Here is a 14433-nt window from a genome sequence, read left to right as displayed (position 1 = left end):
TTTGGAATGCGGTCAAATGTGGGAGCTGGCTTGCCTGCGATGAGGCCCAACCAGACAACATCAAGCCCGAAATTGCCCCAGGCTCGCCTTCAACTGCGCCGCCAGCCCATCCAGCACCTTGCCACTGGCGGTAGTCTCCACCACCGCCTGAGCGGCCCGCTCAGCCTGGGCATGGATGATTTCCACCCGTCCACGCACCGCATGCGCACCTTGCGCCTGATGCTCAGCCGCACGCGTCGCCAGGCCAATCGCGGCATGCACCTGCTCCACCGAAGCCTGTACCGACTGTTGCAGGCGCACGCTATCGCGCAACACCAGCAAACCTTCACTGGCTTGGCGCCCGGCCTTGCCGATGGTCTCCACCGCCTCTCGGGCACCTTGCTGCAACGCCACGATATGGGCCTGGATGTCGCCGGTAGAACTCTGGGTTTTACTGGCAAGGGCACGCACCTCGTCCGCCACCACGGCAAATCCGCGACCGGTCTCACCGGCTCGCGCCGCCTCGATCGCCGCGTTGAGCGCCAATAGATTGGTTTGCTCGGCAATCCCGTGGATCACTGTCAATACCACCTCAATCTGCTCGCTCTGCTGAGCCAGCCGCTCGATCACCTTGGACCCGGCCTGCACCTGCCCGGCCAACGCCTCGATCAGGCTGCCCACTTCGGCAGAGGTGCGCGAGTTTTCATCGGTCGCCTGGCGGATATCCACCACCTGCTGCAAGGCCGCCTGCATCGCATGGCTTTCCGCCTGGGCCTCATCCGCCATTTGCGACAGCGCCCGCAGGCTTTCGGCAACCTCATCACGCTGCAAACCGGCAGCCGCATCGGCACCGGCGTTGCGCAGGGTCATCGCGCCGATTTCCACGCCGGTACGCTGGGCCACATCCCCCGCCTCACGCACGATCGGTTGCAACTTATCCACAAAGCGATTGACCGCCGAGGCCATGTCACCGATTTCATCCTGGCTGTTGATCTGCACGCGCTTGGTCAGGTCGCCCTCGCCCGCCGCCAGATCGTCCATCGCGGCAATCAGCAGCTTCAGGCGATTGACCACCCGACGCCCGAGCACCACAGCAATCAGCAACAGCACGCCAAAGCCGACAACCGCCAGGCCCATGCCGATGCGCCAGCGCAGCGTGCCTGCGGCCTCTTGCACGGCGCTGGTGGTATTGGCGGTCATTTGGGTCGCGGTGGCTTGCGCCGACTGCAAACGCGCGCCCATGGCCGCAGCGCTGTCAGCAGCAGCACCTTTAAGACTGTCGCCCACCAACTGGTCACCGCTGGCGATCAGTGCAGCAAACCGCTTATCCAGCGCAGCCAGGTCAGCTTCTACTGCGGCGGTCGAAACCCCCATGCGGACCTTGCCGATCTCTACGCCGTTGGGGCTGATGGACGCTTCGACGTAGAACACCGAGGGATCATTTTTCGCCGCGTCCAACACTTTATCCAGGGCACGATCACCCTTGCCCTTTTCCAGCAGCGCCTGGTTGATCGGGTTTTCACGGTTGAGGTAGCGGGTCAGATGCTCGCCAGCCGCGTCGTCATACACCACGAACAACACGTTGGGATTACGCTGGGCTCTGCGGGCAAACTCCGACAGCGTCGGTACGTCACTGTCCCACATGGCGCGTGGCGCCACCGAGGCGAGCAGTTGCGCCATGTCACTGGCAGAGTCCTGCAGGTCTTTTTCCAGGGTCGCACGCAGTTGCTTTTGCTCTTCCTGCAGTCGCGTGGAAAGCCCAGAAGTCAGACGTTGGCGCGTACTGGAAGACAAACTGTCCAGGCTGGATGTCACTTCCTTGCCGGCCTGGGCCAGCTCGCCGGACAGTTTCTGGCTGTCGACGCCCAGGCGATTGCCCAAATCCGCTTCCAATGCAGTGACGGTGCTTCGCGTCAGGGCGACGGCCACCAGTACTTGCACCAAAAGAGCGATACCTAGGGTAACGAACACCGGCCGCAACAGCCGGCTTTGTAACAATGAGAGAACGGCAGACACTGGGAATCCCTCCACCACGGGTGCCATTAATTTGATAGCACCGCGAAAGAAAGAACCATAGCAAGGGTCGTGCCGCTTAGCAGGCGGAAACGACAAAGGGCTCCCGAAGGAGCCCTTTGCTTTTTACATCAACAGCTTATTAAGCGAACGGGTGACGCAGAACGATGGTCTCGTTGCGGTCCGGGCCCGTCGAAATAATGTCGATCGGTGCGCCGATCAGCTCTTCAACGCGCTTGATGTAAGCACGAGCGTTGGCCGGCAGTTCTTCCAGGGTCTTGGCACCCACGGTCGACTCGGTCCAGCCCGGCACTTCTTCGTACACAGGCTGCAGGCCTACGTAGCTGTCAGCGTCAGTCGGAGCAACATCCTTGCCTTGCGCATCTTTGTAGCCGACGCAGATGTTGATGGTTTCCAGGCCGTCGAGTACGTCCAGCTTGGTCAGGCAGATGCCCGAGATGCTGTTCACATCGATAGCGCGACGCAGGATAACGGCGTCGAACCAGCCGCAACGACGGGCACGGCCGGTAGTGGCGCCGAACTCGTGGCCTTGCTTGGCCAGGTGGGCACCGACATCGTCGAACAGCTCAGTCGGGAACGGGCCCGAACCTACACGCGTGGTGTACGCCTTGGTGATGCCCAGGATGTAGTCCAGGAACATCGGGCCAACACCCGAACCGGTGGCAACGCCGCCAGCGGTGGTGTTGGAACTGGTCACGTACGGGTAGGTACCGTGGTCGATGTCCAGCAACGAGCCCTGGGCGCCTTCGAACATGATGTCTTTGCCAGCGCGACGCAGGTCGTGCAGCTCGGCCGTGACGTCGAGCATCAGCGGCTTGAGCAGCTCAGCGTATTCCTTGCACTCGGCCAAGGTCTTTTCAAACTCGATGGCAGGCTCTTTGTAGTAACCCACCAGCATGAAGTTGTGGTAATCCACCAGTTCACGCAGCTTGTCTTCAAAGCGCGGCATGTTGAGCAGGTCACCCACACGCAGGCCACGACGTGCAACCTTGTCTTCATAAGCCGGGCCGATGCCGCGACCGGTAGTACCGATCTTCAGCTCGCCACGGGCCTTTTCACGGGCCTGGTCCAGCGCAACGTGGAAGGACAGGATCAGCGGGCAGGACGGGCTGATACGCAGGCGCTCACGCACAGGCACGCCTTTCTCTTCCAGCTTGGTGATCTCGCGCAGCAGGGCGTCAGGTGCAACCACCACGCCGTTGCCGATCAGGCACTGCACGCCTTCGCGCAGTACACCCGACGGGATCAGGTGCAAGACGGTTTTTTCGCCATCGATGACCAGGGTGTGGCCAGCGTTGTGGCCACCTTGGTAGCGCACTACGGCGGCAGCATGTTCGGTCAGCAGATCAACGATCTTGCCTTTGCCCTCATCACCCCATTGGGTGCCCAGGACTACGACATTCTTACCCATAACACTTGTCCTCATTCGCGCAAACTTGGTGCCGGCAGCGGCCGGCAGGAAAACTCAAGAAGCCAGTGGCGAAACTTGCCAAAGCCCGTTCTGCTGAATCAATTGCCGGTCGCAGTCCGCATCACGGGCGGCGGCCAATGGTTGCCCAGGCAAGGCCTGGACCACACGTTGACCCTCACTGCGCAACTGGCAAACCTGCTGCCAGAGTGCTGCGTCCGTACTGTCGGGCATCCAGATACCGCCAGACGGCAGCTCGACCTCAGCACGCCCCAGGGTCACCAGGGTTTTCAAATCGGTAGAAAAACCGGTCGCCGGACGGGCGCGACCGAAGTCAGCGCCGATGTCGTCATAACGACCGCCCTGGGCGATGGCTTGGCCAACACCCGGGACAAACACCGCGAACACCACACCGGTGTGGTAGTGGTAGCCGCGCAACTCACCCAAATCGAAATACAACGGCAACTGCGGGAACCGCGCCGACAACTGCTCGGCAATCGCCAGCACGTCGTCCAGGGCTGCCAATACGTCAGCCGGCGCATTTGCCAGGCGATCACGGGCAGCGGTCAGTACTTCACGGCCGCCACACAGGTCTACCAGCGCACGCAGCATGCCGGCCAGGTCGGCAGGCACGCCCGCCGTCAGGGCGATCACTTCATCGATGGCCTTGCGTTGCAGGGCATCGAACAACTGTTGTTCCACTTCACCCGACAAGCCGGCCGCACGGGCCAGGCCGCGGTAGATGCCAACATGCCCGAGGTCCATGTGCACATCCGGCACATCGGCCAGTTGCAGCATGGCCAGCATCAGGCTGATGACTTCAACGTCGCTGCTCGGGCTGGCATCGCCGTACAACTCGGCGCCCAACTGGATCGGGCTACGGGAAGACGACAAGGCACGCGGCTGAGCATGCAGCACGCTCCCGGCGTAGCACAGGCGGCTTGGCCCTTCACGACGCAGGGTGTGCGCATCAATGCGCGCTACTTGCGGCGTGATGTCGGCACGAAAGCCCATTTGCCGGCCCGATTGCGGGTCGATGACCTTGAAAGTGCGCAGATCCAGGTCCTGGCCCGCGCCGGTCAGCAGGGATTCCAGGTACTCGATATGGGGGGTCACGACAAACTCGTAACCCCAGCTCTGGAACAGATCCAACACCTGGCGGCGCGCGATTTCAATGCGCGCAGCTTCTGGTGGCAGTACTTCTTCGATGCCATCTGGCAGCAGCCAGCGGTCTACCGTTGCCATTACGCCATTCCCCTATGATCCGGGCGGCCAGCCCTCGGGCGAGCCTTGAGTGAAGCAGAAAATACCCGGCCCCTGCATAAACCACGCGCAAGAGCGACGTGACGAACGACCAACAATCGGCCTCGTCGGGCACTTTCCTCGAAAAACCTGTGGCGCCTGCAGCGCACAACCACAATCAAACATGCAGACGCAAAAAAGCCGGGAATTTCCCGGCTGCCGCATCATACACCCGTTTTCTGAAAGGATCACCCCGCCCGGCATTTTAGCCGCCCGACGGAGTGATTCTCAGACTACATGCGGGTTACTTGGACTTTTCCAGGTAGCGGAAGAAATCGCTACTTGGGTCCAGCACCATGACGTCGGTTTTGTTCGCAAAGCTTTCACGGTAGGCACGCAGGCTACGGTAGAACGCGTAGAACTCCTGGTCCTGGCCATACGCCTTGGCGTAGATCGAAGCGGCTTGAGCATCACCATCACCACGGGCCTCTTCAGACTCGCGATAGGCTTCAGCCAACAGTACGCGACGCTGACGGTCGGCATCCGCACGGATCCCTTCTGCCAGTTCGTTACCCTTGGCGCGGTGCTCACGAGCCTCGCGCTCACGCTCGGTGCTCATACGCTCGAACACGCTGCGGTTCACTTCCTTCGGAAGGTCGATGGCCTTGACCCGAACATCGATCACTTCGATGCCCAGCTCTTTTTCTGCCATCGCGTTCAACGAACGCGTGATGTCAGCCATCAGCGCATCACGCTCACCAGATACCACCTCGTGCAGGGTGCGCTTACCAAACTGGTCACGCAGGCCCGATTCCAGACGGCGCGACAAACGCTCGTCAGCAATCTGCTTGAGGCCGGAGGTCGCGGTGTAGAAGCGCTCGGCGTCCTTGACGCGCCACTTGGCGTAGGCGTCAACCATTACAGCTTTCTTTTCCAGAGTCAGGAAGCGTTGTGTCGGTGCATCCAGGGTCATCAGGCGGCCGTCGAACTTGCGCACCTGGTTGACGTAGGGGACTTTCACATGCAGGCCCGGCTGGACATCCGCCTGGACCACGCGACCGAATTGCAGCAACACCGCGCGCTCGGTCTGAGACACGATATAGAAGCAGTTCCACGCAGCGATGACCACGACGACGCCCACAATCAGGGCGGTCAGCGATTTATTGCTCATCAACGACTCTCCCTGGTACGTGTTTGCTGTTGCAGCAAGTCAGCGGCCGCACGGGCGCTCGCTTCATTGGCAGCGGCATTGGAACCGGTAGCCGGTGCGTTGGTGCTGCTACGACCACCTTCGATCATCTTGTCCAGCGGCAGGTACAGCAGATTGTTCTGCCCGCCCTTGCTGCCGGTCACGAGAACCTTGCTGGTGTTGCTGAAGACTTCCTGCATGGTGTCCAGGTACAGACGCTCACGGGTGACTTCCGGTGCCTTGCGGTACTCGGCCACCAGCTTGGTGAAGCGGTCTGCCTCACCCTTGGCGCGGGAGACCACTTCGTCGCGGTAACCGTTGGCATCTTCAAGGATGCGCTGGGCCTGACCACGAGCTTCCGGCACGACGCCGTTGGCGTAGGTTTCAGCCTGGTTGCGCGAACGCTGCTCGTCTTCACGGGCGCGGATCACGTCATCGAAGGCTTCCTGTACTTCACGCGGTGCGGCTGCGCTCTGTACGTTGACCTGGGTCACGGTGATACCGGTGCGATACGTGTCGAGGAACCGTTGCAGGCGCTCCTTGATTTCACTGGCCATCAATTCACGACCTTCGGTCAGCACCTGGTCCATGGCGGTGGAACCCACCACGTGGCGCAAGGCGCTTTCGGTCGCATGTTGCAGGCTGATTTCCGGCTGATCGACGTTCAGCACGAAGTCCTGCAGGTTGCTGATCTTGTACTGCACGGTCAGCGGCACTTCGACGATGTTCTCGTCTTCGGTCAGCATCTGGCCCTGCTTGGTGTAGGCACGCTCGCGCGTGACGTTCTCCATGTACTTCTTGTCGATCGGCGGGAAGTAGATGTTCAGGCCCGGGCCGACGGTCTCGTAGTACTTGCCGAAGCGCAGCACCACGGCTTGCTCCTGCTCGTCCACGACATAGACGGCGCTGTACAGCCAGACGGCCGCCAGCACGACAAGGCCGATGCCGAGCAGGCCGTAACCACCGCCCTTGCCCGAACGACCGCCTTCGTCACCACCACCACGTTTTTTTCCACCACCGAACAACCCATTCAGGCTTTCCTGCAGCTTTCGGAAGGCCTCGTCGAGATCTGGTGGCCCCTTGCGGTCGCCATTATTGCGGCGTTTACCACCCCAAGGATCCTGATTATTCGAGTTGCCACCCGGCTCATTCCAAGCCATAGCGCTCTCCATCTGATAAAGCAAAGACGCACCCACGGCGCGCCGACCAATGCTACAGAATGCCTGTCACAGCGGCACAACCGCTTTCTCAGGCTTTTATTGCAAAGTGTGTTGTTCGATGAACTCCGTCGGCACAACGCCTTCACGGCTGACCAGCCGATTCAGCTCCGAGCGCGGCAATCGAACGGCCAGCAAGCTGACGCCTTCTTCGTCGTGTTCTTCTTTCTGTACCGCGCCCAGCTCGAAAAACTGTGCACGCAGTCGAGCAAAACGCTGAGGCAAGCGCAAGGTGCCAACAAACAAATCGCTGCCCAACAACTCGGCAATGGCTTGTTCGAGCAATTCCAGGCCACTGCCATCACGCGCCGACAGCCAGACCCGCTGGGGCTTGCCGTTCTCGTCGCGCTGGATCTGTGGCTCAACGCCTTCAAGCAAATCGAGTTTGTTATAGACCTCGAGGATCGGCAAGTCCTGGGCACCAATCTCGCCCAGCACCACCATCACCTGCTCAATCTGCAACATGCGATCCGGTTCGGCCGCATCGATCACGTGCAACAGCAGGTCGGAATTGCTCGACTCTTCGAGCGTAGACCGAAATGCCTCGACCAGCTTGTGGGGCAAGTGACGAATGAAACCCACGGTATCGGCCAGGACAATCGGCCCCAGGTCGTCCAGCTCCAGACGGCGCAAGGTCGGGTCGAGGGTCGCAAACAGTTGGTCGGCCGCGTACACGTCCGATTTCGTCACGTTATTGAAGAGCGTGGATTTGCCGGCGTTGGTATAGCCCACCAGGGAAACGGTAGGGATATCCGCCCGCATGCGGCCACGGCGCGACTGTTCGCGCTGGCTGCGCACCTTTTCCAGGCGGCCCTTGATCTGTCGCAGGCGCACCCGCAGCAAACGCCGGTCGGTTTCCAGCTGGGTTTCACCCGGGCCGCGCATGCCGATACCGCCACCCTGACGTTCAAGGTGAGTCCAGCCACGAACCAGCCGGGTGCTCATGTGGTCAAGCTGGGCCAGTTCTACCTGGAGCTTGCCTTCATGGGTACGGGCGCGCTGGGCGAAAATATCGAGAATCAGACCCGTGCGGTCGATCACGCGACACTCGAAGACACGTTCGAGGTTACGTTCCTGACTGGGCGTGAGGATGTGATTGAAAATCACCAGATCGGCCTTTTCGGCATGGACCAGGTCGTGCAGCTCCTGGACCTTACCGCTGCCAATCAGGAATTTGGCGGTTGGCCGATGACGCGGCACGTTAAAAAACGCGACGGTCTCGGCGCCGGCCGAATTTGCCAACTCCTGAAACTCCTGCGGATCTTCGCGCGCCTCAGGGTCCTGTCCATCCAAGTGAACGAGGATTACTCGCTCACCACCACCGTGGCGCTCAAAGAACAAAGGAGACTCCTATCAGGCGTTACCCGGTGCAGGCTCGGCGTCACCCTGTTCTTCGGTTGCGCTAGGCAGACGAATTGGACGAACCGGCACTACGGTCGAGATAGCGTGCTTGTAAACCATTTGGCTTACGGTGTTTTTCAGCAGGATCACGAACTGGTCGAACGACTCGATCGTACCTTGCAGCTTGATACCGTTGACCAGATAGATGGAAACCCCAACTTTCTCTTTACGTAAAGTATTCAAGTAAGGGTCTTGTAGCGAATGCCCTTTTGACATGTGCCGCACTCCTTTAAGGATCAATAATAAAAAATCGGAAAATAGATAGCTCATGGCCGTCACACCCCCAAGGATAGACGGCAATTGCAAGGACTCAGCTCAATATGGAGACCGTTCCCAAGTATTTCAAGGCGCGTGACAGATTGTCGCAATCCAGACTGTCCAGCCAGTGCAAATCAGTCCAGCTGCGCAGCCATGTGAACTGGCGCTTCGCCAATTGGCGCGTGGCAATGATGCCGCGCTCCTGCATTTCGGCTGACGTCAGCTTGCCATCCAGATGATCCCAGACTTGGCGGTAGCCTACAGCACGTATCGAAGGCAGCCCGGGATGCAGGTCACCTCTTGAACGCAGTGCTACGACCTCGTCCACAAACCCCTGTTCCAACATAATTGTGAATCTTTGTGCAATTCGTTCATGCAGCACCTGGCGATCCGTCGGAGCGATGGCCAGATTCGCCACAGTATAGGGCAATTGTGACTGTCCCGAAGCGCCTGCTTCAGTACTTTGCGCAGTTTGTTTCAGCCTGTGTTCAGTCATGGTCTGGCCACTGACCCGCCAGACTTCCAGGGCCCGTGTCAGGCGCTGGGGGTCATTGGGATGAATCCGCGCCGCGGAAACTGGATCCACGGCGCGCAACTGATCGTGCAAGGCTTGCCAGCCAAGGCGTACAGCCTCTTCTTCAAGTTCGGCGCGCACTTGCGGGTCGGCCGGCGGCATGTCGGCCAGGCCTTCCTGCAACGCCTTGTAGTAGAGCATCGTGCCGCCCACCAGCAGCGGAATCTTGCCCCGCGCAGTGATATCGGCCATGGCCGCCAGGGCATCGGTGCGAAAATCCGCCGCCGAATAGCTCTCGCTGGGATCGATAATGTCGATCAACCGGTGCGGATACTGGGCCAACAGCTCTTTTGAAGGTTTGGCGGTGCCGATGTCCATGTCCCGGTAAACCAGTGCAGAGTCGACACTGATCAGCTCGCACGGCAAGACCTTGGTCAGCTCGATAGCCAGGTCGGTCTTGCCAGCGGCCGTCGGGCCCATCAGGAAGATGGCGGGGGGCAAGGCACTCATCAACGGCCGCGCAAGAACAGTTTGTCCAGGTCGTCCAGGCCCATTTGGGTCCAGGTCGGCCGGCCATGATTGCACTGGCCGCTGCGCTCGGTGTTTTCCATGTCCCGCAGCAGGCCGTTCATTTCCGGCAAGGCCAGGCGGCGGTTGGCGCGGATAGCGCCATGGCAGGCCATGGTGCCGAGCAGTTCGTTGATGTGCGCCTGGATCCGGTCGCTGGTGCCATATTCCATCAGGTCCGCCAGCACGTCGGCCACCAGCCGGTTGGCCTCGGCCTGTTTGAGCAAAGCGGGAATCTGCCGGATAGCCAGGGTTTCCGGGCCCAGGCGCTGCAGTTCAAAGCCGAGTTTCTGGAACACGCTGACGTGCTCTTCGGCACAATCCGCCTCGCGCTGGCTCACCGCCAGGGATTCCGGCACCAGCAGCGGCTGGCCGCTGAGGCCTTCGCTGGCCATGGCGATCTTCAGGCGCTCGTACATGATCCGCTCGTGAGCGGCGTGCATGTCCACCAGCACCAGGCCATGGGCGTTTTCCGCAAGGATGTAGATACCTTTTAGCTGGGCCAATGCGTAACCCAACGGCGGCACGTCGCCCTGGCCTTCCGGCAAGGCCGCAGCACCCGACTCGGCACCCGGCAGCGGCGCAAAAAACTCGCGGTAGGCCGCCTGGGCCTCGGCCACCGGCACCGCCGACTGCGGGCGCGGCGTGTACTGGTATTGATAACCGGCGCCAGCCCCCGAGCCGGGCGCGGTATAGCTCGGCTGGGCTTGCGGCGATTGCAGCAGGTTGGCCGCCAGGCTCATTTCGCCCTGGGGCCCGAATTCACCGGCTTCCGGCCCCGTAGGACGGACAATGGCCGTGACAATCGGCGCACCCAGCTGATCATCCGGGCGCACATCGCCCAAGGCGCGGTGCAAGGTGCCGTAGAGGAAATCGTGAACCATGCGCCCGTCACGGAAGCGCACTTCGTGCTTGGTCGGGTGCACGTTAACGTCCACCACCGACGGGTCGACCTCAAAAAACAGCACAAACGTCGGATGCCGTCCGTTGAACAACACGTCGCGATAGGCCTGGCGCACCGCGTGGGCCACCAGTTTGTCGCGCACCGCCCGGCCATTTACAAAGAAGTACTGCAAGTCAGCCTGGCTGCGGGAAAAGGTCGGCAACCCCACCCAGCCCCACAGGCGCAAGCCATTGCGCTCGATCTCGATCGGCAGCGCCTGCTCCAGGAACCCGCCGCCGCAGATGGCCGAGACACGCCGTGCGCGGGCCGCATCATCATGGGCCTCGTGCAGGCTGAGGATGGTCTTGCCATTGTGGCGCAGGTGGAAAGCCACATCAAAGCGGGCCAACGCCAGGCGCTTGATGACTTCCTGCAGGTGATCGAATTCGGTTTTCTCGGCCTTGAGGAATTTACGCCGGGCCGGAGTGTTGAAGAACAGGTCGCGCACTTCCACCGAGGTGCCTACCGGATGCGCAGCCGGCTGGACCCGGGGCGCCATATCGCGGCCTTCGGTTTCCACCTGCCAGGCCTGGTCGGCGTCGCGCGTGCGGGAAGTCAGGGTCAGACGGGCCACGGAACTGATGGAAGCCAGGGCCTCACCACGAAACCCGAGGCTCATCACCCGCTCAAGGTCTTCCAGGTCGCGAATCTTGCTGGTGGCGTGACGGGCCAGGGCCAGCGGCAGGTCGTCGGAAGAGATACCGCTGCCGTCGTCGCGCACCCGCAGCAGCTTGACGCCGCCCTGCTCGACGTCGACATCAATGCGCTTGGCGCCGGAGTCGATGCTGTTTTCCAGCAATTCCTTGATCACCGAAGCCGGCCGCTCGACGACCTCACCCGCCGCGATCTGGTTAGCCAGGCGCGGGCTGAGCAGTTCAATGCGCGAGGTGTTGCTCAAGACAGATTCGCTCATTATTGCGCCGCCAGTTCAGTGCCCGGGATGGTCAACACCTGGCCGACCTTCAGTTCATCGGTCTTCAGGTTGTTGGCGCTGCGCAAGGTCGCCGCAGACACCTGGAAGCGCACCGCCAGCATCGCCAGGGTGTCGCCCGGCTGCACGCGATGGTCGCGCGGGCCCTGGGCGATTTTCCCGGAGTCACGCAGCCAGGCGATATAAGTGCCTGGAGGCGGGTTCTGCTGGAAGAACTGGCGAACACCGGCGCTGATGGAGCGCGCCAGCGCCTGCTGGTGGCTGGCCGAGGCCAGTTTCGAGGCTTCGTTGGAGTTGGAGATGAACCCGGTTTCCACCAGGATCGATGGAATGTCCGGCGACTTGAGCACCATGAACCCGGCCTGCTCCACACGTTGCTTGTGCAGCGAGGTGACGCGGCCAATGTTGCTCAGGACTTTCTGCCCGACGTTCAGGCTGGAGGTCAGCGAGGCCGTCATCGACAGGTCGAGCAATACACCGGCGAGCATCTTGTCCTTGTCATCGAGGGACACGTTGCCGGCCCCGCCGATCAAGTCGGAACGGTTTTCACTGTCCGCCAGCCAACGGGCCGTCTCGGACGTGGCGCCGCGATCCGACAGGGCAAACACCGAGGCACCAAACGCAGCAGCCGAAGGCGCAGCGTCGGCGTGGATCGAGACGAACAGGTCGGCGCCCTTCTTGCGGGCGATTTCGGTACGGCCACGCAGCGGGATGAAGTAGTCGCCGGTACGGGTCAGCTCGGCGCGATAACCCTTCATGCCATTGATCTGGCGTTGCAGCTCGCGGGCGATGGCCAGTACCACGTCTTTTTCGTGCTGGCCGCGAGAACCGGAGGCGCCTGGGTCTTCGCCGCCGTGGCCGGCATCGATCACCACGATGATGTCGCGCTTGCCCGCCGGAGCAGGCGGCGGTGGCGGCAACTTGACCTGGGGTTGCGATTGGGAGACCGGCACTGCAGGCACCGTCGCGACGCTTGGGGTTGGCGCAGGCGGCGGCGCAGCATCGGCGGCGTTGTCGAACAGATCGACCACCAGCCGGTTGCCATATTGTGCGTTGGGGGCCAGGACGAAGCTTTTCGGGGTCACGGCCTTTTTCAGGTCGATGACCACCCGCAGATCGGTCGGCGTACGCTGGGCGGAACGCATCGCGGTAATCGGGGTATTGGCCATGGCGACTTTCAACGGCGCGGCCAGGGTTGCACCGTTGATATCAATCACCAGGCGATCAGGCGCCGTGAGGGTGAAGACGCTGTGCTGGACCGGGCCAGACAGGTCGAATACCAGTCGCGTGTTATCCGGCGCCCGCCACAGGCGAACGCTTTTCACCTGTGAGGCCGCCAGTGCATTGAAAGTCATTGCCGCAAGCAACACCCCTACGACAGTAACCAACGCGCGAAAGCGCATACCTAACCCCATCAATTATTTGAATTCCAATGCCAAGGCGGCGCACCACGACTCGCCGCGCGCGCTCTGGGACAACAACTTCAGCTGACGTCCATGCTTATGCGGGGTAATGGTAATGGTCAGGTCCGGCTTTGGCAAAAAGCCTGTGCCTTTATCTGGCCACTCGATCAGGCACAACGCGTCCTCATCGAAGTAATCGCGGATGCCCATGTATTCCAACTCTTCCGGATCCACCAGCCGATATAAATCGAAATGGAAGGCGCGCACTGCGCCAATCTCGTAGGGCTCCACCAGGGTAAACGTAGGACTCTTTACCGCACCCGTATGGCCCAACCCGCGAATGATGCCCCGGGACAAGGTGGTTTTCCCGGCGCCGAGATCGCCTTCCAGGAAGACCAGGCCCGAGCCTTTTGTGACTTGGGCAATACGGCTGCCGAACGCGACCATGGCATCTTCATCGGCCAGGAAAAGGATTACTTCAGACACGGCGATTGCTCCTCCAGCAACTGACGAATGGCGGGAATCAAGTCACTGGCGGCCAGCCCGCGACCATAGGTGCCTTGGCGATCACCGGCCGTGGCATGCAACCAGACGGCCAGGCAGGCGGCGTCGAATGTCGGCATGCCTTGGGCCAGTAAAGCACCCACAAGACCGGCCAATACGTCGCCCAGGCCAGCGGTTGCCATGGCCGGATGGCCCTGATCACAGCGGGCAACGCGACCGTCCGGGCTGGCGATCAAACTGCCCGCGCCCTTCAGGATCGTTACCGCGTTGAATTTCTGACTCAGCGCGCGCGCAACGTTAAGGCGATCGGCCTGAACCTCGGCTGTCGAAATCCCCATCAAACGGGCCGCTTCGCCGGGATGCGGCGTGATCACGCAATTGGCCGGCAGGCTGACGCTGCCCGTCGACAGCAAGTTCAAGGCATCGGCGTCCCAGACTTGCGGCTGTTTGGCGTTGGCCGCCACCGACAGCAGGCTTTTACCCCAAGAAGCCTCGCCCAGGCCCGGACCAATGACGATCACGGAAATCTTTTCCAACAGGCCCATCAACTGATTGGCCGAGTGCACGCCCACCGTCATCACTTCCGGCAACCGCGCCAGCGCCGCGCCAACGTGCTCGCTGCGGGTCGCCAGGGAAACCAGCCCGGCACCGCTGCGCAAGGCGCTTTCGGTGCTGAGCAGGGCGGCGCCGCCGAAACCCCGGTCGCCGCCGATCAGCAATACATGGCCGAACTGGCCTTTATGGGCGTCCGGGGAACGCGCAGCGAGTTGCGGCAATTGGCCGGGCAACAGGTGCTGAACGTCGGGTATTTCGTGTTTTGTCTGCGGCATGCGTCTTCAAGCT

General features: G+C 61.4%; 12 protein-coding genes. All 12 read right to left on the bottom strand.

The annotated features are described in order from the left end of the window. Window positions 1-60: 60 nt before the first annotated feature. Window positions 61-1995: a methyl-accepting chemotaxis protein gene (locus tag V3W39_RS07405; protein WP_177129811.1), complete on the bottom strand. Its 1935-nt coding sequence runs from the start codon at window positions 1993-1995 to the stop codon at window positions 61-63. 139 nt (window positions 1996-2134) lie between these two features. After that, window positions 2135-3424: an adenylosuccinate synthase gene (locus V3W39_RS07400; protein WP_177041289.1), complete on the bottom strand. Its 1290-nt coding sequence runs from the start codon at window positions 3422-3424 to the stop codon at window positions 2135-2137. 54 nt (window positions 3425-3478) lie between these two features. Further along, a complete protein-coding gene (locus tag V3W39_RS07395) occupies window positions 3479-4666 on the bottom strand; it encodes an ATP phosphoribosyltransferase regulatory subunit (RefSeq protein WP_093202353.1) in 1188 nt (395 codons plus the stop codon). A 301-nt stretch (window positions 4667-4967) separates the two neighbouring features. After that, window positions 4968-5834 carry a protease modulator HflC gene (gene hflC / locus V3W39_RS07390; RefSeq protein ID WP_003217510.1) on the bottom strand — a complete coding sequence of 289 codons (867 nt, stop codon included), beginning with the start codon at window positions 5832-5834 and terminating at the stop codon, window positions 4968-4970. Then, a complete protein-coding gene (gene hflK, locus V3W39_RS07385) occupies window positions 5834-7012 on the bottom strand; it encodes an FtsH protease activity modulator HflK (RefSeq protein ID WP_177041285.1) in 1179 nt (392 codons plus the stop codon). The genes hflC and hflK overlap by 1 nt, the downstream gene beginning before the upstream one ends. Window positions 7013-7108: 96 nt before the next feature. Further along, window positions 7109-8410 (bottom strand): ribosome rescue GTPase HflX, encoded by a 1302-nt coding sequence (gene hflX, locus V3W39_RS07380; protein WP_177041283.1) that lies wholly within the window; start codon window positions 8408-8410, stop codon window positions 7109-7111. Window positions 8411-8422: 12 nt separating this feature from the next. Further along, window positions 8423-8686: an RNA chaperone Hfq gene (hfq, locus tag V3W39_RS07375; protein WP_003217515.1), complete on the bottom strand. Its 264-nt coding sequence runs from the start codon at window positions 8684-8686 to the stop codon at window positions 8423-8425. Window positions 8687-8780: 94 nt separating this feature from the next. Further along, entirely contained in the window at window positions 8781-9752 is a 972-nt protein-coding gene (gene miaA / locus V3W39_RS07370; RefSeq protein WP_330212475.1) for a tRNA (adenosine(37)-N6)-dimethylallyltransferase MiaA, read from the bottom strand. After that, window positions 9752-11650, bottom strand: a complete 1899-nt coding sequence (gene mutL / locus V3W39_RS07365; protein WP_177041528.1) for a DNA mismatch repair endonuclease MutL — start codon at window positions 11648-11650, stop codon at window positions 9752-9754. Before mutL ends, miaA begins: the two co-directional genes overlap by 1 nt. Window positions 11651-11664: 14 nt before the next feature. Next, window positions 11665-13098 (bottom strand): N-acetylmuramoyl-L-alanine amidase, encoded by a 1434-nt coding sequence (locus V3W39_RS07360; protein WP_218170869.1) that lies wholly within the window; start codon window positions 13096-13098, stop codon window positions 11665-11667. 3 nt (window positions 13099-13101) lie between these two features. Next, complete coding sequence (gene tsaE / locus V3W39_RS07355; protein ID WP_177114209.1) at window positions 13102-13572, bottom strand: tRNA (adenosine(37)-N6)-threonylcarbamoyltransferase complex ATPase subunit type 1 TsaE; 471 nt, start codon at window positions 13570-13572, stop codon at window positions 13102-13104. Then, a complete protein-coding gene (locus V3W39_RS07350) occupies window positions 13560-14420 on the bottom strand; it encodes an NAD(P)H-hydrate dehydratase (RefSeq protein ID WP_177041278.1) in 861 nt (286 codons plus the stop codon). Before V3W39_RS07350 ends, tsaE begins: the two co-directional genes overlap by 13 nt. Between the last annotated feature and the right edge of the window lie 13 nt (window positions 14421-14433).

Origin of the sequence: Pseudomonas sp. Z18(2022) (assembly GCF_036346535.1) — a bacterium.
Classification (GTDB): Bacteria; Pseudomonadota; Gammaproteobacteria; order Pseudomonadales; family Pseudomonadaceae; genus Aquipseudomonas; species Aquipseudomonas yamanorum_A.
This window is presented reverse-complemented; position numbering and strand designations above follow the sequence as displayed.